Annotated in this window: 18 protein-coding genes and 1 pseudogene; 9 read left to right on the plus strand and 10 right to left on the minus strand. The window is 59.0% G+C overall.

What is annotated here, in order from left to right; all coding sequences use genetic code 11:
* Window positions 1-80: 80 nt before the first annotated feature.
* Together H7698_RS20430 and metE are read right to left on the minus strand one after the other, a co-directional pair.
* Window positions 81-1,100: an alpha/beta fold hydrolase gene (locus H7698_RS20430; protein WP_194692635.1), complete on the minus strand. Its 1,020-nt coding sequence runs from the start codon at window positions 1,098-1,100 to the stop codon at window positions 81-83.
* Window positions 1,101-1,342: 242 nt separating this feature from the next.
* The gene (gene metE, locus H7698_RS20435) at window positions 1,343-3,655 is read right to left on the minus strand and encodes a 5-methyltetrahydropteroyltriglutamate--homocysteine S-methyltransferase (RefSeq protein ID WP_194692636.1); all 2,313 of its coding nucleotides are present in this window, start codon (window positions 3,653-3,655) and stop codon (window positions 1,343-1,345) included.
* A gap of 119 nt (window positions 3,656-3,774) precedes the next feature.
* On the opposite strand from metE, the gene metR reads away from it, so the two are divergent.
* The gene (metR, locus tag H7698_RS20440) at window positions 3,775-4,692 is read left to right on the plus strand and encodes a transcriptional regulator MetR (protein ID WP_194692637.1); all 918 of its coding nucleotides are present in this window, start codon (window positions 3,775-3,777) and stop codon (window positions 4,690-4,692) included.
* Window positions 4,693-4,738: 46 nt separating this feature from the next.
* Here metR and H7698_RS20445 read toward each other — a convergent pair whose 3' ends face one another.
* The 4 genes from H7698_RS20445 to H7698_RS20460 form a co-directional block, all read right to left on the minus strand.
* Window positions 4,739-5,236 carry a GNAT family N-acetyltransferase gene (locus H7698_RS20445; protein WP_194692760.1) on the minus strand — a complete coding sequence of 166 codons (498 nt, stop codon included), beginning with the start codon at window positions 5,234-5,236 and terminating at the stop codon, window positions 4,739-4,741.
* Window positions 5,237-5,238: 2 nt separating this feature from the next.
* Window positions 5,239-5,877: a LysE family translocator gene (locus tag H7698_RS20450; protein ID WP_162441198.1), complete on the minus strand. Its 639-nt coding sequence runs from the start codon at window positions 5,875-5,877 to the stop codon at window positions 5,239-5,241.
* Window positions 5,878-5,899: 22 nt separating this feature from the next.
* Window positions 5,900-6,334, minus strand: a complete 435-nt coding sequence (locus tag H7698_RS20455) for an NUDIX hydrolase (protein WP_194692638.1) — start codon at window positions 6,332-6,334, stop codon at window positions 5,900-5,902.
* A gap of 1,426 nt (window positions 6,335-7,760) precedes the next feature.
* Window positions 7,761-9,131: an HD domain-containing phosphohydrolase gene (locus H7698_RS20460; protein ID WP_194692639.1), complete on the minus strand. Its 1,371-nt coding sequence runs from the start codon at window positions 9,129-9,131 to the stop codon at window positions 7,761-7,763.
* 254 nt (window positions 9,132-9,385) lie between these two features.
* On the opposite strand from H7698_RS20460, the gene H7698_RS20465 reads away from it, so the two are divergent.
* The 7 genes from H7698_RS20465 (at window position 9,386) to H7698_RS20495 (ending at window position 20,179) form a co-directional block, all read left to right on the plus strand.
* Window positions 9,386-11,692: a putative bifunctional diguanylate cyclase/phosphodiesterase gene (locus H7698_RS20465; protein WP_194692640.1), complete on the plus strand. Its 2,307-nt coding sequence runs from the start codon at window positions 9,386-9,388 to the stop codon at window positions 11,690-11,692.
* Complete coding sequence (locus H7698_RS20470; protein WP_194692641.1) at window positions 11,689-13,563, plus strand: two-component system response regulator; 1,875 nt, start codon at window positions 11,689-11,691, stop codon at window positions 13,561-13,563. The genes H7698_RS20465 and H7698_RS20470 overlap by 4 nt, the downstream gene beginning before the upstream one ends.
* A 44-nt stretch (window positions 13,564-13,607) precedes the next feature.
* Window positions 13,608-14,567 carry a cytochrome-c peroxidase gene (locus H7698_RS20475; protein WP_194692642.1) on the plus strand — a complete coding sequence of 320 codons (960 nt, stop codon included), beginning with the start codon at window positions 13,608-13,610 and terminating at the stop codon, window positions 14,565-14,567.
* Window positions 14,564-16,375, plus strand: a complete 1,812-nt coding sequence (locus H7698_RS20480; protein ID WP_194692643.1) for a DAHL domain-containing protein — start codon at window positions 14,564-14,566, stop codon at window positions 16,373-16,375. Before H7698_RS20475 ends, H7698_RS20480 begins: the two co-directional genes overlap by 4 nt.
* Window positions 16,372-17,736, plus strand: a complete 1,365-nt coding sequence (locus H7698_RS20485; RefSeq protein WP_194692644.1) for an ATP-binding protein — start codon at window positions 16,372-16,374, stop codon at window positions 17,734-17,736. The genes H7698_RS20480 and H7698_RS20485 overlap by 4 nt, the downstream gene beginning before the upstream one ends.
* Window positions 17,737-18,217: 481 nt before the next feature.
* Complete coding sequence (locus H7698_RS20490) at window positions 18,218-19,837, plus strand: FMN-binding glutamate synthase family protein (RefSeq protein ID WP_194692645.1); 1,620 nt, start codon at window positions 18,218-18,220, stop codon at window positions 19,835-19,837.
* 57 nt (window positions 19,838-19,894) lie between these two features.
* A complete protein-coding gene (locus H7698_RS20495; protein ID WP_194692646.1) occupies window positions 19,895-20,179 on the plus strand; it encodes a putative quinol monooxygenase in 285 nt (94 codons plus the stop codon).
* A gap of 8 nt (window positions 20,180-20,187) precedes the next feature.
* On the opposite strand, the pseudogene H7698_RS20500 reads toward H7698_RS20495, so the two are convergent.
* The 4 genes and pseudogenes from H7698_RS20500 to H7698_RS20515 form a co-directional block, all read right to left on the minus strand.
* Window positions 20,188-21,696, minus strand: a pseudogene (locus tag H7698_RS20500) (glucosyltransferase domain-containing protein).
* Window positions 21,696-22,637 carry a glycosyltransferase family 2 protein gene (locus tag H7698_RS20505; RefSeq protein WP_194692647.1) on the minus strand — a complete coding sequence of 314 codons (942 nt, stop codon included), beginning with the start codon at window positions 22,635-22,637 and terminating at the stop codon, window positions 21,696-21,698. Before H7698_RS20505 ends, H7698_RS20500 begins: the two are co-directional and overlap by 1 nt.
* Window positions 22,634-23,008, minus strand: a complete 375-nt coding sequence (locus H7698_RS20510; protein WP_194692648.1) for a GtrA family protein — start codon at window positions 23,006-23,008, stop codon at window positions 22,634-22,636. The genes H7698_RS20505 and H7698_RS20510 overlap by 4 nt, the downstream gene beginning before the upstream one ends.
* A 176-nt stretch (window positions 23,009-23,184) precedes the next feature.
* Window positions 23,185-24,603, minus strand: coding sequence for an amino acid permease (locus H7698_RS20515; protein ID WP_194692649.1), 1,419 nt, complete (start codon window positions 24,601-24,603; stop codon window positions 23,185-23,187).
* A gap of 874 nt (window positions 24,604-25,477) precedes the next feature.
* Between H7698_RS20515 and H7698_RS20520 the strand changes: the two genes are divergently transcribed.
* Window positions 25,478-25,936, plus strand: coding sequence for an REP-associated tyrosine transposase (locus H7698_RS20520; protein ID WP_194692650.1), 459 nt, complete (start codon window positions 25,478-25,480; stop codon window positions 25,934-25,936).
* The last annotated feature ends 239 nt before the right edge of the window (window positions 25,937-26,175 follow it).

The following is a 26,175-nucleotide window of genomic DNA, read 5'->3' on the forward strand; positions in this document are numbered from 1 at the left end:
TCACCTCGCAAACTGGAATGCGCCGCAAAGGTCAAACGATACACCCGACGAACCCTGACGCGCAGCAGATCTACTGTGAATTACAGGAGATTGGGAGCCGGCAACGGATCAATCTGCGCCCAATGCGAAGTGTCTTCGCGATGAGCCTGCAAATACGGCAGCACCGCCGCCAGTAGCGGCGCTTTGAACGCCTCCTGGAATCGATGAGCCAAGCCCGGAATCAGCTTCAGCTGACTGCCGCGAATATGCGCCGCCAGGTGCACGCCGTGCATCACCGGCAGCAAGGGATCAGCCGTCCCATGCACCACCAGGGTCGGCACACGAAGCTGATTGAGCAGCGCTACCCGGCTCGGTTCCGCAAGGATGGCCATGATCTGGCGCTTCACGCCTTCAGGGTTGAATGCCCGGTCATAGGACTGTGCCGCCTGATGCAACAATGCCTGCCGATCATCACTCACCGTCGGACTGCCCAGCGCCGCGAGCAGATCTGCCTGTTGTTCCAGAGCGGCTTCGCGATTCGGCGCACCACGACGCGCAAGCAATTGCACCAATGCTGCACTCGGCGCCGGCAGCCCTTCGGCACCGGAACTGGTCATGATCAAAGTCAGGCTCTCGACCCGCTGCGGCGCCATCGCCGCCATGTGCTGGGCAATCATGCCGCCCATGCTCGCGCCGAGCACGTGGAACTGCTCGACGTGCAAGGCGTCCATCAACCCGAACGCATCGTCGGCCATGTCGGTCAGGGTGTAGGGCGCCGACACTGGCAACCCCAGTTTGTAGCGCAGCACTTCGAAGGTCAGGTTGGCGTCGACAGGGGGTTGCCGCCAGGTCGAGAGACCGACATCGCGATTGTCATAACGAATCACCCGAAAACCCTGCTGACACAGCGCGACGACCACCTCGTCGGGCCAGTGAATGAGCTGTCCGCCGAGCCCCATCACCAGCAACAGCGCGGGGTCCGATGCACGACCAATGCTCTGGTACGCCAGGCTCACCTGCGCCAGATCGGCCCGTTCAGTCGGAACATTGATATCGCAACGCGAAGCCGCCAAAGACGGCAGGCCGAACAACAATGCGGCCAGGAATAAAAATACACGCATGAAAAAACACCGAAACGCAGAACCCCAGTAGAGCGCGAGTCTGATGAAGTTTGTTCAAGCGCGCTGCCACAGTTGCGTGACAGTTTGATGAAGAGTGCCGAGCGGTCATGTTCGAGGCCGTTTGATCGTTCATCGTCGGATTGCCACCCGGAGCAGACCAACTCCCCCGCTGTGTCCGGATTAACGCATTTCCAATGGGGGGAGCCTGCTCGCGATGGGGTCAGAGCAGGCGCCGCTAAATGTTAAGCCAACTGACTGCGCAACTGCCGAGCCGCCGCCACCATGTTCACCAGCGCGGCCTCGGTCTCCGGCCACGCCCGTGTTTTCAGCCCGCAATCCGGATTCACCCACAACCGCTCGGCTGGAATGCGCTTCACCGCTTTACTCATCAACTTGACCATCTCGGCCGTGTCCGGTACCCGTGGCGAGTGAATGTCGTAGACGCCCGGACCGATGTCGTTCGGGTAGTCGAACGCCTCGAACGCCTCCAGCAATTCCATGTCCGAGCGCGACGTTTCGATGGTGATCACATCGGCGTCCATGGCCGCAATGGACTCGATCACCTCGTTGAATTCGCTGTAGCACATGTGGGTGTGGATCTGGGTTTCGTCACGGACACCCGAGGCGGTCAGGCGGAATGCTTCCACCGCCCAGTCCAGGTATTCCTGCCACTGTGCGCGGCGCAGAGGCAGGCCTTCACGGAATGCGGCTTCGTCGATTTGCACGATCTTGATGCCGGCAGCTTCCAGGTCTACCACTTCGTCACGCAGGGCCAGGGCCAGCTGCTGCGCCTGGACTTTGCGCGAAACATCCTCACGGGGGAACGACCACATCAGCATGGTCACGGGACCGGTGAGCATGCCTTTCATGACCTTGTCGGTCAGGCTCTGGGCATAAGTGATCCAGTCCACCGTCATGGCGTTCGGACGGCTCAGGTCACCGTAGATGATCGCCGGTTTCACGCAGCGCGAACCGTAGCTCTGCACCCAGCCGAAGCGTGTGAACAAATAACCATCGAGCTGCTCTGCGAAGTACTCGACCATGTCATTGCGCTCGGCTTCACCGTGCACCAGCACATCCAGGCCAAGCTGTTCCTGAACCTGCACAGCGTGGCGAATCTCGCTGTGCATGGCGTCGGTGTAATCGTTGGCCGACAGCTTGCCCTGCTTGAACGCCTGACGCGCCAGGCGGATCGAGCCGGTCTGCGGGAACGAGCCGATGGTGGTGGTCGGAAACGCCGGCAATTTCAGACGCGCACGTTGCTGTTCAATGCGCTTTGCGAACGGCGAATGACGTTGGCTATCCGCCGCACCGATCGCGTCGATACGCGCCTGAACATCGGTTTTATGGATGCGCGGCGACTCGGCGCGGCTCGTTTGAATAGCACGACTCTCGGCCAACGCAGCCCGTACTTTCGGCGATTGCGGATCGTTGAGCGCATCGCGCAGCACAGCGATTTCGCCACACTTCTGCACCGCAAAGGCCAGCCAGCTTTTCAGTTCCGGATCGAGTTTGTCTTCGCGGTCCAGGTCCACCGGGCTGTGCAGCAACGAGCAGGAACTGCTGACCCACAGGTTGTCGCCGAAACGTTCCTGGGCAAACTGCAGTTGTGCCAGCACCGGTTCCAGCTCACAGCGCCAGACGTTGCGCCCATTGACCAGACCCACCGAGAGAATCTTGTAGGTCGGCAAGCGGTCGAGCACGTGCAGCAGTTGATCGGGGGCACGCACGGCATCGATGTGCAAGCCTTGTACTGGCAGGCCGACCGCCAGACCGAGGTTGTCTTGCAGGCCGCTGAAGTAGGTGGCCACCAGCTTTTTCAGCGGCGAATACTGAAGGATGTGATAAGCGCGTTCGAACGCGTTTTTCCAGTCCTGGGGCAGATCGAGGGTCAGGATCGGTTCGTCGATCTGCACCCACTCCACCCCTTGTTCGGCGAGGCGAACAAGGATTTCGTTGTAGACCGGCAGCAGGCGCTCCAGCAGGTCGAGTTTGTCGAAGTCGTTGCCTTTGGCTTTACCCAGCCACAGGTAGGTCAGTGGACCGATGATCACCGGTTTGACGTTGTGGCCGAGGGCGCGAGCTTCGTCGACTTCATCGAACAGCTGCTCCCAGCTCAGCTTGAATGCCTGGTCCGCGCTGAACTCCGGGACCAGGTAGTGGTAGTTGGTGTCGAACCACTTGGTCAGTTCCTGGGCGTATTGCGCCTTGGTGTGTTCACCGCCGCAGCAGCTCGCCGTGGCGCCACGGGCCATGGCGAACAAGGTGTCGAGAGTCGGCAGGCCGTTGGCATCCCTGGCGCTGTCGAAACGCTCCGGGATCACCCCGAAGGTCAGGGAATGGGTCAACACCTGGTCGTACCAGGCGAAGTCGCCGACCGGCAGCAGGTCGATGCCGGCGTCTTTCTGCAATTGCCAATGGCTGGCCCGCAGTTGTTGGCCAACGCGCTTCAACGCGTCCTGATCGAGGTCGCCCTTCCAGTAAGCCTCCAGGGCTTTTTTCAGTTCGCGATCAGCGCCGATGCGAGGGAAACCAAGTGTGTGTGCCAGGGCCATGATGAAAATTCTCTCTTAAAAGATGCTGTAAAACATGGCGCTATTGTCGACACCCAACCCAACATGAGACAAACTCAACCTTTTCGTGTTGATCACAAGTTTTCCTCATGGAGCCCCCGGTGCTTGAAATCCGTCACCTGAAGACCCTGCATGCCTTGCGCGAAGCCGATAGCCTGGTAGACGCAGCCGATCGCCTGCACCTGACGCAGTCCGCCCTCTCCCACCAGTTCAAGGAACTGGAAGAGCGCATGGGCATGCCGTTGTTCGTGCGCAAGACCAAACCGGTGCGCTTTACCAGCGCCGGTTTACGCCTGCTGCAACTGGCCGACGCCACCCTGCCGCTGTTGCGTGGCGCCGAGCGCGACATCGCGCGGCTGGCCGGCGGCACTGCCGGGCGTTTGCACATGGCGATCGAGTGCCACAGCTGCTTTCAGTGGTTGATGCCGACCATCGACCAGTTCCGCGATGCCTGGCCGGAAGTCGAGCTGGACCTGGCCTCGGGTTTCTCCTTCGCCCCGCTGCCGGCCCTGGCCCGTGGCGATCTGGATCTGGTGGTGACGTCCGATCCCCTGGAGCTGGCCGGCATCACCTACGTGCCGTTGTTTACTTACGAAGCCATGCTTGCGGTCGCCAACCAGCACCGTCTGGCGAACAAGGCCTACATCGTCCCGGAAGATCTGGTGACAGAAACCCTGATCACCTACCCGGTCGAGCGTGACCGGCTGGACATCTTCACCCGCTTCCTGGAACCCGCCGACATCGAACCGGCTCAGGTCCGCACTTCGGAACTGACGGTGATGATGATGCAATTGGTGGCCAGCGGCCGTGGGGTTTGCGGCATGCCCCATTGGGCGCTGCATGAATACAGTTCACGGGGCTATGTGAAGGCCAAGCGGCTGGGTGAGAAGGGATTGTTTGCAACCTTGTACGCCGGGATTCGCGCCGACATGCTGGATGCGCCGTACATGCGCGACTTTCTGCTGACGGCGAAAGATACGTCGTTCTCGACACTGGATGGCGTTAGCGCAGTTCGCTAAAGCGCCACATCCTCCTGTAGGAGCAAAGCTTGCTCCTACAGGCAGTCTAAATTTCGCGCCACATATGAATCTTGTCGAAGTAGTCCTCGCCCACGCGCACGGCCATGGGCTCGAGGCCGTACTGGATGAAGCCGCAGCGCTGGTACAACCTGAACGCTGCTTCATTGCCAGCGGTGACGGTCAGCTGAACCAAGCGCAAACCCTGATGGTTCTGCGCTTCAGCCAGCGCGGCTTGCACCAGCGTGTAACCCAGCCCGCGCTGACGAGCCTTGCCGGACACGTACATGCCAAACAATGTCACCTTGTGCCGGGCTTTTTCCCGAGGCTCGAAGGCCAGCCCGACAATGCCCGCCAACCCGCCGTTTTCAAAGGCACCAAACACCACGTCCAGCTTGTTGCTCAAACGCGATTCCCACCAACTCAACGGCATTGCCGCGCGCTCTCGCACACTGGAAGTAAACGCCTGAGGGTGCAGGTCATAGGCTTCAAGCATCAGTCCCCGATAATCCAGGGCATGGCTGGCATCCAGTCGCTCAATCCACATGGTCAAGCCGCTCTTCGTTGCTCAAGCATCAGCCGCACCGCCAGCGCAGCCAACACAAATCCCATGAAATAACGCTGCACCGCCAGCCACGTCGGGTTGTTGACGAACCAGGAGGCGATACCCGCGGCAAACACGGCGATCAACAGATTGACGCAGAAACTGACGCTGATCTGGGTCAGGCCGAGGATGATGCTCTGGGTAAACACCGAGCCATGCTCAGGCGTGATGAACTGCGGGAACACCGACAGGTAAAACACGGCGATCTTGGGATTCAGGGCACTGGTCAGAAACCCCATGGTGATCAGCTTGCGCGCCGAGTCCGGCGGTAACTGCTGTGCTTCGAACGGCGACCGCGCCCCCGGTCTGACCGCCTGCCACGCCAGCCACATCAGGTACAACGCCCCCGCCCATTTCAACACTTCATAGGCCATTGGCACCGCCAGGAACACCGCAGTCAAACCCGCGGCCGCCGCGAACAGGTGCACAAAAAAACCCGCGACCACACCCAGCAACGACGTCACGCCCGCCTTGCGTCCCTGGCAGATCGAACGGGAGATCAGGTAGATCATGTTCGGCCCGGGCGTCAGCACCATCAGCAAGGCTGCAGCGGCGAAAATCAACAGGTCTTGAAGGGGAATCATGGCAAGTGTTCGTCCGTAAAGATCAGGCAGTTGTGGTCAGCGAAGCTCGATAAAACGGCAGGATCAAGTCTCGTGTCAATGGCGCGAGCGTGAGGTCGCCATCGGTGGCCGGGTCGATCCAGACAACCTCTTCGATCTCAGCGGCAGGCGATACGTCTGAATCAATGGTCAGCAGAAAGAGTTCCGCCTGCACCACAAACCCTGGCTCGTTGGCGGCCGGTGCGCTGAATTGGCCGAGAAAAGTGGCGTGCGCGGGATCGATGACCAGCCCCAGTTCTTCCTCCAGCTCACGAGCCAGGGCGTGGACCGGTTGCTCATGGGGCTCGATCTTGCCGCCAGGCTGCATGAACGCCTCGGTCCCGCGCTTGCGAACCAGCAACGTGCGACCGCGCGGATCAATCACCAGGGCTGCGGCGATGTGGATGAGACGGGGTGAAGTGGCGGATGAAAGGGTCATGAAACAGGATCGTCCTTGGGTAAAAGAGGCAAGGATCACATGAGTTTCCGTACGGCGTCATCCCAGCCCCCACAATTTGATCCGTGGATATGTGGAACACACCTGTCGGCTATCAATCCGCCATTGCGAGCAGGTTCAGCTCCCAAAGGGAAACGCACAGGCCTCAAGCAGCAGGTCGGCTATCAGGCCGCCTCGTTTTGGCTTTTGATCTGCTTTTGATCTGCTTTTGATCTTCTTGCCCCATGGGAAGGCCGAGCGCAGGTTCTGCGCAGTGGGCAACCCGGCATGGATGCCGGGTTAGCCGCGCACGGCCATGGATGGCCGATCGCGGCGGGCCCACGGAGCAGGACCGGAGCGAGGGTATGCCGAGCCCAGGCGAGGCACCGGACGAAAGGGGCAAGAGCGTTTGGTTACTTTGCGCTTTTCAAAGTGACTCGCTGTAAGAGCGAAACCCATAGAAGCCGTTACCCCAGGAATGGATATGTACACCAGCAATGAAACCGTCGCCGATCAGACCGCTATCGCGAGCAGGCTCGCTCCTACAGTTTGATCCGGGTGGATCAGTGAGATATGGGTTGGCTGTAAGGGCGCCATCGCTGGCAAGCCAGCTCTCACAGTTTGATCCGGGTGCATCAGAAGAATACTCGTCGGCTTTGAGGCCGCCATCGCCGGCAGGCCAGCTCCCACTGTTTGATCCGGTACATCAGGAAAATATCGATCGGCTGTGAGGCCGCCATCGCGAGCAAGCTCAGCCCCCACAGGTGAACGCGTAAGCTTTGAAAGTCAGGTCGGCTCTCAGGCCGCCTCGTTTTGGCTTTAGATCTGCTTTAGATTTTGATCTTCTTGCCCCCTCGGAAGGCCGAGCGCAGGTTCTGCGCAGTGGGCAACCCGGCATGGATGCCGGGTTAGCCGCGCACGGCCATGGATGGCCGATCGCGGCGGGCCCACGGAGCAGGACCGGAGCGAGGGTATGCCGAGCCCAGGCGAGGCACCGTACGAAAGGGGCAAGAGCGTTTGGTTACTTGGCGCTCTTCCAAGTGACTCGCCGTAAGGGCGAAACCCATAGAAGCCGTAACCGCAGCAATGGATATGTACACCAAAAAGAATCTCACCGCCGATCAGACCGCTATCGCGAGCAGGCTCGCTCCTACAGTTTGATCCGGGTGGATCAGTGAGATATGGGTTGGCTGTAAGGGCGCCATCGCTGGCAAGCCAGCTCCCACAGTTTGGGGTCAGACCAGTTTGATCCGGGTTCATCAGGAGAATACTCGTCGGGTATGAGGCCGCCATCGCTGGCAAGCCAGCTCCCACAGTTTGATCCGGGTACATCCGCAAAAAATTACCAGCTGTGGGGCCGCCATCGCTGGCAGGCCAGCTCCAACAGTTTGGTTCGGGTACAGCCGAGAAATGATTGGCTGTCAGGCCGTTATCGCGACACCTCACCCGCCTCAAGAATCGCGTCCGACAACGCTTCCGGCTCCTTCACAAAAATACTGTACTTCGCCCCCTCCATCGCTTCAAAGGCAATCAACTTCTCCACCAACGCCCCATTCAACACCTTGCCCGCATTCAACAGCAGCATGCCGTTATCAGCATTCAGGTTGCGCGCCAGGATCATGCCCGCCGCCACCTCCCGAGTGGTCAGCACCTTGACCAAAGGATCAGCCAACGACACATCACTGAGATACGCCGCACACACCTGAATGAAATCCTCCACCATCTCAGGATCATAAAGCCGCCCGGCATAGCTGCGGATGTACACCAGCGCTTCATCGCTGTTCATCTGCCGCTCAAGAATCAGGCCTCGCTGCAACTCGATGAAATCCACCGCCAGTTTCAGCAGCCGCGAACCGAAAGGAATCGCCTCCCCCTTGAGCCGGTCGGGAAAGCCGTTACCGTCCCAGCGCTCCTGATGGTGAAGAATCAGCCGCGCCGCGTCCTTCATCGGATCAAGGGTCATCAACAGCGATTCACTCTGCTTCGGATAACCGCGATAACGCTCGCGATCGTTGTGATGCAGCAGGTCCGCCGGGGCGGTCATCATGCTGTCGGTCCAGCTCAGCTTGCCAATGTTGTAGAGCGCCGCCGCCATGGTCAGGTCGCGACTGCTGCCTTCGTCCAGGCCATGCCGTTTGCAGTAGACCCGCACCAACTCGATGATCTGCCGATTGGTCTGCTTGGCCGGCGGCAACCGCAGGTTGGCCAGCAGCGAAAACACCTCGGTGCCCGTGACGTAGCTGTGTTTGAGTTCCTCGTACGCCAGGTCAAGCATGTCAGCGGTCTGCTGCAGCTCGGCAGTGCGGGAGGCGACGTGTTTTTCCAGGGTGGCGTTGAGCTGCTTCAATTGCTCGTTCTGATCACGCGTTTCCTGCACCAGGCGCACCCGTTCACGCTCGGAATGTTGATACGCGAGGGATTGGCGCAACGTCAGGAGCAGTTCCTCATCGTGCCAGGGTTTGCTGATGTAACGATGAATCTGCCCTTCATTGATGGCTTTGATAATGGCCGACGGATCGGCATAGCCGGTGAGCATGATGCGGGTGGTGTGGGGGTAATGCAGATGGACGTAAGCCAACAAGGTGGCGCCATCCATGTTAGGCATGCGCGCATCGCTCATCACCAGATCGATGGGCTGTTGCGCCAAGATTTCCAGGGCCTGGGCACCGCTGGTGGCCAGCAGCACGTTGTAAGGTTGGCCACGTAACAGGCGTCGCAGGCTGTTGAGAATCGACTCTTCATCATCGACCAGCAACACGGTGGGTTTGTAGGTCAAAGGCGTGGGGAGTTGCTCTTCCATGGCGTACCTCGTGTGAAACAACCATTGCGCTGTGTCAGGCCCCGAATCAACATCCCCTATTGTCGGAGCCTGACCTACAGGCTAGATGATTTTCAGCCCGCTCCGCAAAATGATTCCGTCCAACTAGCGCGAAGTCCCCCGCAGAGGACTATGCTCAGATGACTCGGATCCATATCTGTACGTTCGGCAGGTGATCAGGGAAAGGATGCCCGTCCTATGAACACAACCCATCAAATCGCTCACAGTGGCCGCGCATGGCGATGAATACGCTGCTCGCGCGCACTAACCGACGGATTCTTATCGTCGACGATACTGTCTCGATCCATGCAGACTTCGTCAAAATCCTCAGCCCTCCCACGTTCAATGACGACCGCCTGATCAGTGCCGAAAATGCCCTTTTCGGTACACCGGCGGCGTTGTCACTGCAAAGTTTCGTACTCGATTCGGCGTTCCAGGGCCTTGAGGCACTGGACAAGGTCGAGACGGCGCTGGCCAACGATCTGCCCTACGCGATGGCCTTCATCGACATGCGCATGCCCCCTGGCTGGGATGGGCTGGAGACCATCGAACGGCTGTGGCAAGTCGATCCCAAGCTGCAAGTGGCGCTCTGCACCGCCTATTCCGACTATTCCTGGGAAGACATCGACGAACGCCTGGACCTGGGTGACCGCCTGCTGATTCTGAAAAAACCCTTCGATGCCATCGAAATCCGCCAGATCGCCAGCGCGCTGACTGCCAAGTGGCAGATGACCGAAGATGCGGAGCTGAAGATGTCGCTGCTGGAGCAAGCCGTCGAAGAGCGCACCCGGGAGCTGTCCGATGCCAACATCATTGTGCAGAACAGCCCGACCATCCTGTACCGGCTGCGCGGTGAGCCATCGTTCCCACTGATGTACATCTCCCACAACATCACCAAGTACGGGCACGTCGCGGCGAACCTCGTGGCGTCGGCCAACTGGGCCCGGGAACTGATTCATCCCGACGATCAATCGAAGGTCGACACCGCCATGGCCCGGGTGCTGGATCGTCATGCGGCAGGCGCGTCCATCGAGTTCAGGATGCGTACGGCCAATGACGCCTGGCGCTGGGTCGAAAACCGTTACATCCCGGTGCGCGACGATGACGGCCGTTTGCTGGAGGTCGAAGGCATCATCATCGACATCACCGAACGCAAACTGGCGGAAGAGAAAATCGCCCTGCTGGCGCGCACCGACAGCCTGACCGGACTGGCCAACCGCGCCACATTGATCGAGCGGCTGCACCAGGCGTTCGCGGCCGCGCGAAGGGGCGCGACAGCGTTTGCCATGTTTTACCTGGACCTGGATCACTTCAAGCGCATCAACGATTCGCTGGGGCACCCGGTCGGCGACTTGTTGCTGAAAGAAGTTGCCGAGCGGATCCGGGCCTGCGTGCGTGAAAACGATGTGGTCGCCCGCCTCGGCGGAGACGAGTTCGCCATCCTGCAACTGGAGGTCAGTGACCCGACCCACGCCGCGGCCCTTGCCGCCAAGGTCCGCGATGCGCTGGTGCTGCCTTATGCCCTGGCCGGCAACGACGTGCGGGTGTCTGTGAGTATCGGCATCAGCCTCTACAGCCCCTTGTGCACCAGCGCCGATTCCCTGCTGACCCAGGCCGACATGGCGCTGTATCGCTCCAAGGAAAAAGGCCGCAACCAGTACCATTTCCACTCCGAGGAGATCAATCGGGAGGTGGTCGAGCGCATGGCCATCGCCAACGACCTGAGAGAAGCCATCGACCGCCAGGAACTTGAACTGCATTACTGGCCGGAAGTGGACCTGAGCAGCGGCAAGATCCTCGGCATGGAAGCGCAGGTCAGCTGGAACCATCCCGAGCGCGGGTTGCTGGAAGCCTCGGCGTTTCTGCCCGCGGCGGAAAAAACCGGCACCATCGTTGCCCTCGGTCACTGGGTGCTGGATCGCGCCTGCCAGCAAATGCGCCAATGGCGCGACCAGGGCATGGCGCCGCCGGTCATTGCAATCAAGTTGTCCCTGGCGCAACTCAAGAGCGGTCCGGAGCTGATCTATGATGTGCTGCGCACCACCGCACGCTGGGAACTCTGTCCGTGGGACCTGCGCTTTGACGTCACCGAAGCCACCCTGGCCCAGACCAAATGGACCCACAACGATGTGCTGCCGCGTCTGCGCGAGCTCGGGGTAAAGATTGCCATCGATGACTTCGGCACGGAGTACTCCTCGTTCGATTACCTCAAGACCTATCAGGTCAATCACCTGAAGCTCACGCAAACCTTCATCGACACCGCCGTCCGCGACCCGGCCAGTGCCAACACGCTGCGCGCCATCATCAACTTCGCCCGGGAGGTCGGGATCGGCATCATTGCCGAGGGCGTCGAGACCCAGGAGCAACGCAGCTCGTTGATGGCGACGGGTTCACCGATGAATGCCCAGGGTTATTACTTCAGTAAAGCCGTCACCAGTCAGCAGGCCGCCGAGCTGCTGAAGGCCGGCAGTATCGTGCCACCGAGCCACGACATCGGACCGATTCTGGACAACCCGCAACGCTCCACGGAGGACAAGGGATGAAAACGCCTTTCGTGCGAACCAACCGGCGCATTCTGATCATCGACGACACGCCCTCGATTCATGAGGACTTTCGCAAGATCCTGGGTGCCCCGGTCGACGACGAACAAGCGCTGGCGGGCACGGAAGAAGCCTTGTTCGGCACGCTGCCCAACGATCGCCTGACGTTCCAGCTCGACTCGGCCTATCAGGGCCAGGAAGCGCTTCATCGGGTCAAATGCGCACTGGATGAAGGCCGGCCGTATGCCATGGCGTTCATCGACATGCGCATGCCGCCGGGCTGGGATGGTCTGGAAACCATCGAACAGTTGTGGAAAGCCGACCCGCACCTGCAAATTGCGCTGTGCACCGCTTACTCCGACTACACCTGGGAAGACATGGCCGAGCGTCTGGAATTCGGCGACCAGTTGCTGGTGCTTAAGAAGCCCTTCGACAGCCTGGAAATCCGTCAGATGGCCAGTGCCATGACCTGGAAATGGCAGATGACCCAGGATGCGGCAATGAAGGTCCTGAGCCTGGAGCAAACCATCGAGGCCCGGGTCCACGAACTGCTGAAAGTGTCGCACTTGTTGCAGTACGACGTGCTCACCGAACTGCCCAACAGCACCTTGCTGGGAGATCGACTGAACCAGTCGCTTGCCCTCTCCCGGCGACATGACAAACAACTGGCGGTGATGTTTCTGGGGCTTGACCGCTTCAAGCGCATCAACAACGCCCTGGGCCATCCCGCCGGTGACGAGATGCTCAAACAGGTCGGCCGCAATCTGGTGGCGACGGTGCGTGAGTCCGACTCGGTGTTTCGCTACGGCTCGGACGAATTCGTGGTGATCCTTGCCGATATCCGTCACCCCCAGCAGACCAAGGGCATCGCCGAAAAACTGTTGAAGGCGATTCGCGCGCCGCAACACATTGCCGGCCACGACCTGAGCGTGACTGCCAGTGTGGGCATCAGCATTTACCCCGACGATGGCTTCGACGCCATCTCGCTGATCAAGAAAGCCGAAACCGCGATGCGCAACGTCAAGGAAAGCGGTCCGAACGATTTCCGCTTTTTCATCGACGAAATGAACCAGCGCGCCCGGGATCAGCAAAGCATCGAGACCGGTATTCGCCTGGCTCTGGAACGCAATGAATTCGTCCTGCATTACCAACCCAAACTCGACCTTGCCAGCGGCCAGGTGGTGGGCGCCGAGGCGTTGATTCGCTGGCAGAAACCCGGAAACGGACTGGTCTACCCCTCAGCGTTCATCGGGGTCGCCGAAGACAGCGGCCTGATTGTCCAGTTGAGCAAATGGGTGCTGGCCGAAGCCTGCCGGCAAACCTGTGCATGGCGGGACGCAGGGCTGCCGACGCTCTGCATGTCGGTCAATATCTCGGCCATCGATTTCCGTCAGCGGGACTTTGTCGAGGGCATCGAACAGATCCTCGCGCAGACGGGCATGGACCCCGCCTCGCTGGAACTGGAAATCACCGAAGGCGTCCTCATGCAGAACATCGAGGCCACCGTCACGTCCCTGAACCGGATCAAGGCATTGGGGGTGCGGCTGGCCATCGATGACTTCGGCACGGGTTATTCCAGCCTGAGTTATCTGCGGCGCTTTCCCATCGATGTGCTGAAAATCGATCAGTCGTTCATTCGCGGCTTGAGCTGTGACAGCAATGACGCTGCCCTGGTCAGCGCCATCATCAGCCTGGGGCGCAGTCTGAAACTGATCATCATTGCCGAAGGCGTGGAAACCCTCGAACAGCTGGATTTCCTCAGGTCCCACCGTTGTGAAGAGGGTCAGGGTTACTACTTCAGCAAAGCTGTAACGCCTGAGGCGTTCGTCCAGTATCTGGAATCGGTGAAGCCCTCTTCATCTGTCACTCCGTGAACAAGGCTCAACGACACTCAGGCCATCCGCGAAGGAACCAACCGATGTCGCCCGCCTTTCGGCACCTGCTGCTTTTACCGCTGTTCGGACTTTGCCTGTGCGTGAGCGCCGCGCCACTGGATGAGCCGCTCAAACCCTTGCCAGCCATTCCCAAGCAGAATCCGCTGCGGGTCGAACTGGGTCGTCAGTTGTTCAACGAACCGCGCTTGTCAGTCAACGGCTCGTTGTCCTGCTCAAGCTGCCATCAACTGGAGACCGGTGGCGCCGACAACAAAGCCTTCTCCATCGGTTTCACCGGGCTTGCGGTGGGCGTCAACACCCCCAGCGTGTTCAACGCCAGCCTGAACTTCCGGCAGTTCTGGAACGGTCGCGCCGACACGCTGGAAAGCCAGGTTCATGAGGTTGTGCAAAGTCCCAGCGAAATGGGCAGCAACTGGGAACACGTGGTGCAAACGCTGTCCGCCGATCCGGCGTACCGGGCCTTATTCGCCAACGCGTACCCGGACGGCGTGAACATGGTCAATGTGCAAAACGCCCTGGCCAGCTACGAACGCACGCTGATCAGTGCCAACTCGCGATTCGATCAATACCTGCAAGGCAATACCGACATTCTCACCACGGATGAAAAGTACGGCTACCAACGCTTCAAAGAGTACGGCTGCATCGCTTGCCACCAGGGGGTCAACATCGGCGGCAACATGTTTCAGAAGTTCGGCGTGATGGGCGATTACTTCCAGGCGCGGGGAAACCCTGTCGAGTCAGACCTGGGCCGTTATCTGGTGACCAAGGACGATGAGGACCGCAACGTGTTCAAAGTACCGAGCTTGCGCAACGTCGCGGTCACCGCACCGTACTTTCATGACGGCTCGGCCAGGACCCTCGAAGAGGCGGTGGATGTGATGTTCAAGTACCAACTCGGTCGCATCCCTTCTGCGGAGGACAAAACCCTGATCGTCAAATTCCTCAAGACCCTGACCGGCGAATGGGGAGGTAAACCCCTATGAGACTGTCTCAACGCCGCAACCTGGCGCTGCTCGGCATCGTCGCCCTGATGCTGGCCTCGACGCTGCTGTTCCTGTACCTCAAATCCAACTCGAACCAGGCAACGATCTATGCCGAATCAAGGGATCTGGTCGGCCGGATCAAACAACTGAACGCACAATGGGAAACCGAAATCCTCAAGGCCAGGATCGCCACCAATCACAACTACGATCCACTGGTCACACCACTGACCGAGATGACCCAGCTGTGGCAACAGTTCCAGGCGATGGAGTCCGGCCACGGGCGCAATGACTCGGCCACCTGGCGTGACAGCCATGACGCCTTCCTCAATGATCTGCAGGAAAAGACCCGGCTGGTGGAGCAGTTCAAGTCGCACAATGCCGTGCTGCGCAACTCGCTGGCGTTCCTGTCCGTCGCCGAAGACGACATTCAGGAACAGCTCGCGCAACTGATGGACGGGGACAAACTGCAGCTGCAAAACATCGCCACCGACACCTACGATTTGCTGTTGAGCAGTCTGGAATTCGCCCAGGTCACCTCCGATGACAAGGCGGCTGACATTCTGCTGGGGCTGAACAAACTGCAGGTGAACAAACAACGTTTGCCTGAACAGTTCCACGGTCCGATTGATATCCTCAGCAAGCACGTTTCACTGATCCTGCAGGAACAACCGGTGGTCAACCGGTTGCTGGAAAACATCGAAGCCGTGCCCGTGGCCAAACACCTGGACGACATCACCAGCCTGCTGAATACGGACCAGCAGCGCTCCGATGCGGTCGACCAGCGCTACCACTTTTACATGCTGGTTTTTTCAGTCCTGCTGGTGTTGTTGCTGGTGTACCTGGCGATTCATTTGATGCGCAGTTTCACGATCATCAATCGCGTCAACAAAGCCCTGCAATCGGCCAACGACGACCTCGAACGGCGAGTAGAAGAGCGCACCCGCGAACTCAGGGACACCCAAAGCGAACTGCTCGACACCGCTCGCCAGGCCGGCATGGCCGAGATCGCCACCAACGTGCTGCACAACGTCGGCAACGTTCTCAACAGCGTGAACATCTCGGCCGACCTGGTCACCCGCAAACTGCGCGGCAGCAAAGCCCTGGGCCTGGGCAAAGCCATGCAGCTGATCAACGAGCACCCGGGGGATCTCGGCACGTTTCTGACCCAGGACGAGAAAGGCAAATTGCTGCCCGGTTACCTGAATCAACTGGTGGAGGCCATTGCCCTGGAACAGCAAGGCATGACCGAGGAACTCGCGCAGCTGAGCAAGAGTGTCGACCACATCAAGGACATCGTCGCGACCCAGCAATCCTATGCGGGCGCCAACAGCCTGATGGAACCGCTGCACATCAGCGAACTGCTCGAAGACGCCTTGCGCATGAACTCCGGCGCCCTGACCCGGCATCACGTCACCGTGATCAAGGACTACAGCGAGGTGCCGCAGATCATGGGCGACAAACACCGGCTGCTGCTGATCCTGATCAACCTGATCAGCAACGCCAAATACGCCATGTCCGACCTCGGCAACCGTCCGCGGCAAATGACCCTCGGGGTAAAAATCGTCGACGACACGACCCTGCAAGTCAGCGTCAAGGACGACGGCGAAGGCATCGCCGAGGAGAACATGACGCGCATCTTCGCCCACGGTTTTACCACCCGCAAAGAAGGCCACGGGTTTGGCCTGCACAGCTGCGCCCTGGCCGCCATCGAGATGAACGGCCACCTCACCGCCCACAGCGACGGCCCAGGCAAAGGCGCGCTGTTCACGTTGCAGATCCCGTTGAAAGCCGTCACGGAGGACGCATGAGCGAGCGCTCGAACCGCCGCGTTTTGCTGATCGATGACACCCCGTCGATCCACGTGGACTTTCGCAAGATTCTCGCGCCGGAACCGGTGCAGACCGCGGAACTGGACCAGATGGAATCGGCGCTGTTCGGCAGTGAGGTGAAAGCCCCCAGCGCCCTGTTCGAACTGGACTCGGCATACGGCGGACAAGAGGGGCTGGGTAAACTCAAATGGGCATTACAGGAAAACCGCCCCTACGCCCTGGCCTTCGTCGATATGCGCATGCCGGAAGGTTGGGACGGCGCGAAAACCATTGAACACCTGTGGCAGGACGACCCGCGCCTGCAAGTGGTGGTGTGTACCGCCTACTCGGATTATTCCTGGGATGAACTGCTGGACCGTCTGCAGGCCCATGACCGTCTGCTGATTCTGAAAAAGCCGTTCGACAACATCGAAGTGCAGCAGATGGCCAACACCCTGCTGACCAAGTGGGACATGACCGAACGGGCGTCCTTGCAGATGAACCATCTGGAGCAACTGGTGCAGCAGGAGATCGACGAGCGCAAACAGCTTGAGTCGCAACTGGTGCAATCGGAAAAACTCGCCTCCCTGGGACAACTCGCGGCCGGTGTCGCCCATGAAATCAACAACCCCATCGGCTTCATTTCTTCCAACCTTGGCACCCTGGATGGCTACTTCAAGCAACTTCAGGAAATGCTCGACGCCTACCGGGATGCGGAAGATGCCATCGGCTCCAGCGAACGCGTAGAGCGCCTGCAACAACTGCGCGAACAGGTCGAGCTGGAGTTTCTGCGCGAGGACATTCCGCTGCTGATCAAGGAGTCCAAGGACGGCATCAACCGGGTCGGACAGATCGTCAAGGACTTGAAGGATTTCTCCCGCGTGGACGCCAGTGAGGAATGGCAGTGGGTCAATTTGCAGCAAGGTATCGAATCGACGCTGAACATCGTGGCCAACGAACTCAAGTACAAGGCGGATGTGCTCAAGGCGTATCAGGTACTGCCGGATATCGAATGCCTGCCGTCGCAAATCAATCAGGTGATCATGAACCTGATCGTCAACGCGTCTCAGGCCATCGGCCCGGAACGCGGCACCCTCACCCTGCGTACCGGGCAGGCCGATGAAAGGGTCTGGATAGAAGTCGAAGACACCGGCGCGGGCATTGCGCCGCAAAATTTGCAGAAGATTTTTGACCCCTTTTTTACGACTAAACCGGTCGGCCAAGGGACGGGGCTGGGGCTGTCGTTGTCCTACGGCATCGTGAAAAAACACCGGGGGGAGATTTCGGTGCGCAGCGAGGTTGGGGTGGGGACGACGTTTCGGGTCGAGCTGCCTATACGCCAGACGAAACCGGCAAGTTGAACATTTTTAAGAGCAAAGCCTGCTCGCGATAGTTGCCGGGATCTTGTGCCCGGCAGAGATTTCTGTAGGAGTGAGCCTGCTCGCGATAGCGATGGCACATTCAGCATCCTGGTTGCCTGACACGACCCCATCGCGAGCAGGCTCACTCCTACATTTTGATCTGCGGTGGACACCGGATCTGCGTCCAACAAAATCCCCTGTAGGAGTGAGCCTGCTCGCGATGGCGATGGCACATTCAGCATCCCTATTCTCCGACACGCCCCCTCTAACCCATCCAGCCCTTACAATTCCTTCACAATCTTGCACGCCATGCTGGGGATAAAATCCCGGCTTGAAGTGTTTTCAGTTTTTCGTCAGGCGCAGAATGCCTGGCAACTTCTGCAACAATGCGCAGACCTGTGGCAAAGGAACATGCTTCCCGGCCACAGAATGCTGTTCAAGCCGTACCGATAACTGTTGAGTCCGAACCCAAGGAAACCGTATGAGCCTGTCCCTCCTGAGCCGCTACGCCTTCTTTGCCGCTTGCGTAGTGTTCACCCTCGCCAGCCTGCCCTTCCTCGAACATGACTGGCTCTGGCCCTTCACTGCCGTCACCGCCGTCCTCAGCCTGATCGGCCTGTTCGACCTGCTGCAAAGCCCTCACGCCGTGCGTCGCAACTATCCGATCCTGGGCAATATCCGCTACCTGGTCGAAGGCATCCGCCCGGAAATTCGTCAGTACCTGCTTGAATCCGACAGCGATGCCCTGCCCTTCTCCCGCGCTCAGCGCTCGCTGGTTTATTCGCGTGCCAAGAATGAAAGCGCCGACAAACCCTTCGGCACGTTGATCGACGTGTATCAATCGGGTTTCGAATTCATCGGCCATTCCATGCGTCCGGCGCCCTTGAGCGACCCGAGCGGGTTTCGCGTGATCGTCGGTGGCCCGCAATGCACTCAACCCTACTCGGCCTCGGTGTTCAACATCTCGGCGATGAGCTTCGGTTCCCTCAGTGCCAACGCGATTCGCGCGCTGAACCAGGGCGCCAAACTCGGCAACTTCGCCCACGACACCGGCGAAGGCAGCATCAGCGCCTATCATCGGGAGCACGGCGGCGACCTGACCTGGGAACTGGGCAGCGGCTACTTCGGCTGTCGTACTGCGGACGGTCGTTTCGACCCGGAACGCTTCGCCGCACAGGCACAGACACCGCAAGTGCGAATGATCGAAATCAAGATGAGCCAAGGTGCAAAACCGGGTCACGGCGGGATCCTGCCCAAGCACAAGGTCACCCAGGAAATCGCCGAAACCCGAGGCATCATGATGGGCGAGGACTGCATCTCGCCGTCACGCCACAGCGCGTTTTCGACGCCAATCGAAATGATGCATTTCATCCAGCAATTGCGGGAATTGTCTGGCGGCAAACCGGTGGGCTTCAAGTTCTGTCTTGGGCATCCATGGGAGTTCATGGGCATCGCCAAAGCCATGCTGGAGACCGGCATCCTTCCGGACTTCATCGTCGTCGACGGCAAGGAAGGCGGCACCGGCGCTGCACCCGTGGAGTTCACCGACCACATCGGCGTACCGATGCGCGAAGGTTTGCTGTTCGTGCACAACACCCTGGTCGGCCTGAACCTGCGCGACAAGATCAAACTGGGCGCCAGCGGCAAGATCGTCAGCGCCTTCGACATTGCCAGCGTCCTGGCCATCGGCGCCGACTGGGCCAACTCGGCGCGCGGCTTCATGTTCGCCATCGGCTGCATCCAGTCGCAAAGCTGCCACACCAACAAATGCCCGACCGGCGTCGCCACCCAGGACGCCCTGCGCCAACGCGCGCTGGTGGTGCCAGACAAGGCTCAGCGTGTATTCAGTTTCCACCGCAACACCCTCAAGGCACTGGCTGAAATGCTCGCCGCCGCCGGCCTCGACCACCCTTCGCAACTGTCGGCCAAGCACCTGGTGCGGCGCATGTCGGCGACCGAGATCAAGCTGTTCTCGCAGTTGCATGTGTTCCTCAAACCGGGGGAATTACTGACCGGCGAAGTCAACGGCGAGTTCTACTCCCGGATGTGGCAGATGGCGCGGGCGGACAGTTTTGAGCCCAATGAAGTAGCCGCCGCGTAAGGACTATTTTCCCGCCAGCCTCAGCATGAGGTTGGCGCTACCTCAAGGAAGAACCAGATGCTGAAAGTGATCGCCCGGGATTTTATCAAGCCCGAATACATTGAAACCGTCCGCCCGTGGTACGCCGAACTGGTCGAGAAAACTCGCCTGGAACCTGATTGCATCGCCTACGACCTGTTCGTCGATCAAAAGAACCCCGGGCATTTTGTCTTCATTGAACAATGGCCGAATCAGGCGGCACTGGACACTCATTGCCAGACCGAGCACTTCCGGCGACTGGTCCCGCAGATCAACCAATACCAAGCCAGGGATTGCGTGATCCTGCTGATGGACGCGTTCTAACCTGCGCATCACCAGCGAATCGAGTCGATCGGGGATGGCTCTTTCATGACGATAAAACCGTAATCACCCATCAGGTAGATCCGGTAAAACTGGCTGTCCACCAATGCCGGATACCCCTGATACCCCACCCTCGTGGCATTGCGCCGTTCCTTCTCCGCGACGACGTTGGTGATGCCCACGCCCGGCAGGTTCTCGGCCAGCACGAAAAAGTCGATGTTGAGCAAGTAATGCAACACCGGCATCTGCTTGAACGAACCTGCCGCCCCCAGCAGCCAGTGATCGGAATAGGTCACCGACAAGTAGATACGCTTGGCGTCGCGTAGCTGGCGATGGGAGGCAATATCGTGTTGAAGGCTGGCCAGGGCGCTGGCCGCGAAGGTTTTCTGCACCGTCAGCACCCGACCATAGGCGTACGACAACGACAACATCGCCAGCAGCGGCACGACCAACAGCAGCGGTAGCCGAGGGTGCAGGCGGACGAGTGCCACATGGCTCAGATAGAACAACAACACCAGCAGCACCGCGAACCCCATCAGTGTTCTGGCGCCTTCGTTGAAGTCACGAAAAAAAAGCGCCATGCCCGACACCAGCAACATCACCATCGGCAGCGTCAGCAAGCACGCCAGGCCGATCAGGCACTTTTTCGCGCCACTGTCTCGCCGTTGCCAAATGTGCGCGCCCACCTGCACACCGCCCGCTATCGCGCACAGCAACAAGCCGGCGAACACCCAAGCGAATCCTCCGTGGAAGAGCAGCTGCACTTTTTCCAGCACGCGACTGATGTTGGTGGACACCTGCAGTCAAGGGCTTGCAGCCCAATTCAGTAAAAGCGTGCGACTCTGGTTGGTAAACGGGTAAGCACTGACGGCGTAAATCAACGCGCCCAACAGCGCTTGGGCGATCTTTCCTCCCACCCGGTCGCGCCATTGCTCCCAGTTGACGTTGTCTTGCGCAGCCCTCAGCACTTCCACACAGCACAGCCCCAGAAAGACATTGAAACTCACCTGGTAAAGCCCAAGCCCCAGTGCGATCAAAAAGGCCGGTACCAGCCATCGCAGGTTGCGCGAAGGATGCTCAAAGCTGATCGCGTAGACCACCGCGACCACACTGAATACCATGCCCGCGCCGTCGTATTGATACGACAGGTTCTGCAGAAAAAACGGGTTGTACCAAAGCGGCAACACCACCAGGCAACCCGCGACTGTGGGCTGAGGCCAGTAGTGAAAAGTCAGGCGAGTCAACGCCGAGGCCATGGCCAGTGAGGCAATCAGCAGCGGCAGCGGAAAGATGTTCGGTGCGCCATCGCTGAACGTCAGTGCGTTGTAGAACAGCTGCGTGAACAACCGGCCCTGATCCGCCCAGGCCGTGCCGGCGGACAATGAGCGCCAGTTGTCATCGATGTAGGGATAGTCCGCGAGGATTAGCGGCAAGACATACACAAGGATCGCGATCAGAAAAAACAGCCAGACCTGACGGCGCCCCAGTTCCCGGGTGAAGTAGTCACTGAACCGGCCCATCAAGGCTCGTTCCGTTTTTTGCCGCCGACGATGTCCTTGATCACATAGCGCGGTCGATGCTTGGCCTCGATGTAGATACGACCTACGTACTCACCGAGGATGCCGATGCCGATCAATTGCACTCCACCGAGAAACAGGATCGCGGTCATCAACGAGGGGTAACCGGGCACGCTGTTACCGAAGAAAATCTTGTCCAGCACCATGTACACCGCATAGATCACGGCAAAGATCGAAATGGCGCCGCCGATGTAGGTCCACAGGCGCAACGGCACCGTGCTGAACGACGTCACGCCTTCCAGTGCCAGGTTCCACAGCTTCCAGCCATTGAACTTGCTGCTTCCTGCCACTCGCCCGACACGCTCGTACTCCACCACCACGGTGTTGAACCCGGCCCAGGACAGCACGCCCTTCATGAACAATTGATGCTCGGGCAACGCGCGGATGACATCCACCACCTTGCGATCCATGAGGCGAAAATCACCGACGTTCTCTTCGATCCGGGTGTACGAAATACGGTTGAGGAGGTGGTAAAACAACGTGGCGCTGTGACGCTTCATGTAACTGTCAGCGCTGCGGTCGCGACGTTTGGCCAGCACCACGTCGGCCCCTTTTTGCCATTGCTCGATCAGTAATGGGATGACGCTGATCGGGTCCTGCAAATCCACATCCATGGGAATCACCGCGTCGCCGGTGGCGTATTCCAGCCCGGCGAACAGTGCAGGCTCCTTGCCGAAATTGCGGGAAAAGTTGATCAGCACCACCTGCTCATCGGCCTCTGCGAGTGCCGCAGCCTGCTCTGCTGTCTGATCGGTACTGCCGTCGTTGATGAACACGATCTCGACGTCAGCGTGGTCGATCTGCAGCTCGCGCCGCACCGCCTGGTAGAACAGGTTGATCGACTGCTCTTCGTTGAACACCGGAACGATGAGCGAGATCTTCATAGCTCATGCTCGCGAAACACCACGTACTTGGAAAACAGAAATCCCAGCACCAGGCTCAGGCCCGAAAACAGCGCCACGGTCAGCAGACCCGGGAATTTCCACACATCAGCGACATGGCCAACGCCCAGACTCAGCGCGCCCATGGCTCCCAGAAACAGCAGATAGCTGCCCGTCGACGCTCTGGCGTCGAAGGTAAATTGTGCGTTCATATAGAAAGAGAAAGAGGCCGCGACGAGGAACGCCGCCAGGTTGCTGAGTGCCTGGCTGAGATCGGCCGCCACGCTCAGCAGGAAAAAGAGTTGCCAGTGGATCAGCGTATTCGCAACCCCGATTATCGTGTAGCTGGAAAACCCTCTCCACAAGCGTCTCATGCGGCTCACCCGTTGTTGAACGCGTCACCCCTCGGATCCTGTTTATTTGAGCGTGTCTGCTGTCATAAATCGCAGGTCAGGCTGCCTTTCAGACGAGCGGCAGAGAATGGAAGATCAAAAACGCAAAAGCCCCGGCCATCAGGACCGGGGCTTTTGCATTTCATACGAACGACTTACTAAGCCGAACGCGCCGCACCTTGCGAAGCGTTGGTCGGTTGCAGCTTGAACACGTAGAACAACACGGTCAGCAGCGCCAGGAACGCCGGGCCGACATAGAGCGCCACACGGGTGTCCGGGAAATACGCCATCAGGCCGACCACCAGCACCAGGAACGCCAGCGCCAGGTACGAGCTGACCGGGAACAGCCACATCTTGTACTTGAGGCCTGCACGTTCGCTGGCGCTCAGGCCTCTTCGGAACTTGAGCTGGGACAGCAGGATCATCACCCAGGTCCAGATCGCGCCGAAGGTCGCAATGGCTGTCACCCAGATGAACACCTTCTCAGGCACCAGGTAGTTCAGCAGCACGCCCAGCAGCAGGGCGCCAATCGACAGCAGCAACGCACGACGCGGCACTCCATTGCTGGAGGTCGTGGCGAACGCTGCCGGGGCCTGACCATTTTGCGCCAGGCTATAAAGCATGCGCCCGGTGCTGAAGATGCCGCCGTTGCACGAGGACAACGCTGCAGTGATCACCACGAAGTTGATGATGCCGGCCGCGGTCTTGATGCCCAGACGTTCGAACGTCATCACGAACGGACTGCCCTGAGTGCCGATTTCGTTCCACGGGTAGATCGACAGGATCACGAACAGCGCGCCGACGTAGAACAGCAAGATCCGCCAGAACACCGAGCCGATCGCGTTGGGGATGGTTTTTTGCGGGTTTTTAGCTTCGCCGGCAGTCAGGCCGATCATTTCGACGCCCAGGTAGGCAAACATCACCATCTGCAGAGACATCAACACGCCTTGCACGCCATTGGGCATGAAGCCGCCGTGGGCCCAGAGATTGGAAATCCCCAGCGCCACGCCGTCGTTGCCGAAGCCGAACGCGATTACGCCGATACCGCCGATGACCATCGCAATGATGGTGACGATCTTGATCAGGGCGAACCAGAACTCGAACTCACCGAACGCTTTCACGGCGATCAGGTTGATGGTGCCCATGCTGATCAACGCGGACAGCGCCCAGATCCAGCGGGGTACTTCGGGGAACCAGACGCCCATGTACACCGCCACCGCGGTGATTTCTGCGACGCAGGTCACCAGCCACAGGAACCAGTAGTTCCAGCCGGTGAGGAAGCCCGCCAAGGGGCCGAGGTAGTCTTGTGCGTAACGGCTGAACGAGCCGGCGACCGGGTTATGCACGGCCATCTCGCCGAGGGCGCGCATGATCACCAGGATCGCCAGACCGCCGATGATGTAGGACAGCATGATGGCCGGGCCAGCCATTTCGATGGCCTTGGCCGAACCGAGAAACAGACCAACACCGATACAGGCACCCAGCGCCATCAAACGAATATGCCGTTCGCCGAGTTCGCGTTTAAGCGGGCCGCCCTGAGCGGTCTCGCCTTGGGGCAGATGATTGCCGACTGGCATAGGGGTACAACCTCGTCTTGTTATTGGATATGACCACCGAGTATCGAAGCGCTGGCTGGTAAACCATTGCTTCCATGAAACCGGTCCTGCTTCGTGGGCAGCACCGTCTTGTAGGACAAAACCTCCAAGATCAGCGGGGCGTGCAGTATAAAAAGCTTCTTACAGGTTTTTTCACTCTATAAACCACAACATTCAGCAAGAACTCTCGGCAAAAGCCCAGTTAGCGGAGGGGCATTACCTGGCTAATGTAGGATTTTTCACTGCTAAAACGGCGCGGAGTATTGCACAGCATTGGTGCATCGTCATGTCCCTACCAAGGTCTTATTTATCGCTCGAGGCGTCTAGCCCAGCCCTTTCAGAGCCTGCCTCTATTGAGATACATGAACGACTTCGGAAGGGGATCTATGTGGTAAAGGGGATCTATGTGGTGAAGGGGATCTATGTAGTGAAGGGGATCTATGTAGTGAAGGGTATCTTGTGGCGAGGGGATTTATCCCCGTTCGGTTGCGCAGCAGCCGTAAACCCTGTGAATCCGATGTAACTGAAAGGACGCAAGGGGAGCGCTTCGCACTCCAACGGGGATAAATCCCCTCACCACAAAACCCCCTCACCACAAGATCCCCTAACCACAAGATCTTCTAACCACAAAATCCCTAGCCACAAAATCCCCTCACCACAAAATCCCCTAGCCACAAAATCCCCTCACCACAAAATCCCCTAGCCACAAAGACTTCTGCCCCCCCTAATCAAAAAAACTCTTACATCACCAAATTCTTCGCAAGAATCGGAAATTTCACTCAATAGTCTCAGCGTCGCTATAGACCACTGCGTACTAGCCTCAACGCATCACTTGAGATCACAAGGAAGCAATGGATTGCCGACTCAACCAAATTCTCATCGCCTGCGCTTCGGCAGATATTCCGAAATCGGTCGCGCTTATCTCATCACCGCAGTTATCCACAATCGCCAACCACTATTTTCGGATTGGCGCTTGGGCCGCCTGCTTGTCGCAGAAATGCGACGGGCTCACGACTCCGGACGGGTGAATTCAATCGCTTGGGTGGTGATGCCTGATCACTTTCATTGGCTGATGCAACTGCAAGACGACAAGTTAGGGAATGTCATGGGTGCTACCAAAGCTCGATGCGCACAGGCAGTGAACAAAACCATCGGTCGACGTGGCACTTTGTGGCAAACCGGCTATCACGATCGAGCCATTCGTGATGGCGAAGAACTTCTGCCGTTCGCTCGTTATATCGTTGCCAACCCCTTGAGAGCAGGGCTCGTGGACAAAATCGGCGATTACCCGCTCTGGGATGCCTGCTGGTTGTAACTGTCACCTTCCTTCAATGACTGTCGAAATCACTGTGGTGAGGGGATTTGTTGGACGGAAGACTTAATGACACAGAGATTTTATGTGGCGAGGGGATTTATCCCCGTTCGGTTGCGCAGCAGCCGTAGACCCTGTGGATCCGATGTGGCTGAAAGGACGCCAGGGGAGCGCTTCGCACTCCAACGGGGATAAATCCCCTCACCACATGAATCCCCCACCACATGAATCCCCTCACCACA

The organism is Pseudomonas sp. p50(2008), from assembly GCF_015351605.1.
GTDB lineage: Bacteria > Pseudomonadota > Gammaproteobacteria > Pseudomonadales > Pseudomonadaceae > Aquipseudomonas.

Bases quoted from the DNA above. Each gene is read 5' to 3' on its own strand.
- H7698_RS20480 (WP_194692643.1), top strand. From the start codon at position 14,564: ATGAGACTGTCTCAACGCCGCAACCTGGCGCTGCTCGGCATCGTCGCC.
- H7698_RS20485 (WP_194692644.1), top strand. From the start codon at position 16,372: ATGAGCGAGCGCTCGAACCGCCGCGTTTTGCTGATCGATGACACCCCG.
- metE (WP_194692636.1), bottom strand. From the start codon at position 3,655: ATGGCCCTGGCACACACACTTGGTTTCCCTCGCATCGGCGCTGATCGC.
- H7698_RS20430 (WP_194692635.1), bottom strand. From the start codon at position 1,100: ATGCGTGTATTTTTATTCCTGGCCGCATTGTTGTTCGGCCTGCCGTCT.
- H7698_RS20460 (WP_194692639.1), bottom strand. From the start codon at position 9,131: ATGGAAGAGCAACTCCCCACGCCTTTGACCTACAAACCCACCGTGTTG.
- H7698_RS20445 (WP_194692760.1), bottom strand. From the start codon at position 5,236: ATGTGGATTGAGCGACTGGATGCCAGCCATGCCCTGGATTATCGGGGA.
- H7698_RS20465 (WP_194692640.1), top strand. From the start codon at position 9,386: ATGGCGATGAATACGCTGCTCGCGCGCACTAACCGACGGATTCTTATC.
- H7698_RS20495 (WP_194692646.1), top strand. From the start codon at position 19,895: ATGCTGAAAGTGATCGCCCGGGATTTTATCAAGCCCGAATACATTGAA.
- H7698_RS20450 (WP_162441198.1), bottom strand. From the start codon at position 5,877: ATGATTCCCCTTCAAGACCTGTTGATTTTCGCCGCTGCAGCCTTGCTG.
- H7698_RS20490 (WP_194692645.1), top strand. From the start codon at position 18,218: ATGAGCCTGTCCCTCCTGAGCCGCTACGCCTTCTTTGCCGCTTGCGTA.
- H7698_RS20510 (WP_194692648.1), bottom strand. From the start codon at position 23,008: ATGAGACGCTTGTGGAGAGGGTTTTCCAGCTACACGATAATCGGGGTT.
- H7698_RS20455 (WP_194692638.1), bottom strand. From the start codon at position 6,334: ATGACCCTTTCATCCGCCACTTCACCCCGTCTCATCCACATCGCCGCA.
- H7698_RS20470 (WP_194692641.1), top strand. From the start codon at position 11,689: ATGAAAACGCCTTTCGTGCGAACCAACCGGCGCATTCTGATCATCGAC.
- H7698_RS20505 (WP_194692647.1), bottom strand. From the start codon at position 22,637: ATGAAGATCTCGCTCATCGTTCCGGTGTTCAACGAAGAGCAGTCGATC.
- H7698_RS20515 (WP_194692649.1), bottom strand. From the start codon at position 24,603: ATGCCAGTCGGCAATCATCTGCCCCAAGGCGAGACCGCTCAGGGCGGC.
- H7698_RS20475 (WP_194692642.1), top strand. From the start codon at position 13,608: ATGTCGCCCGCCTTTCGGCACCTGCTGCTTTTACCGCTGTTCGGACTT.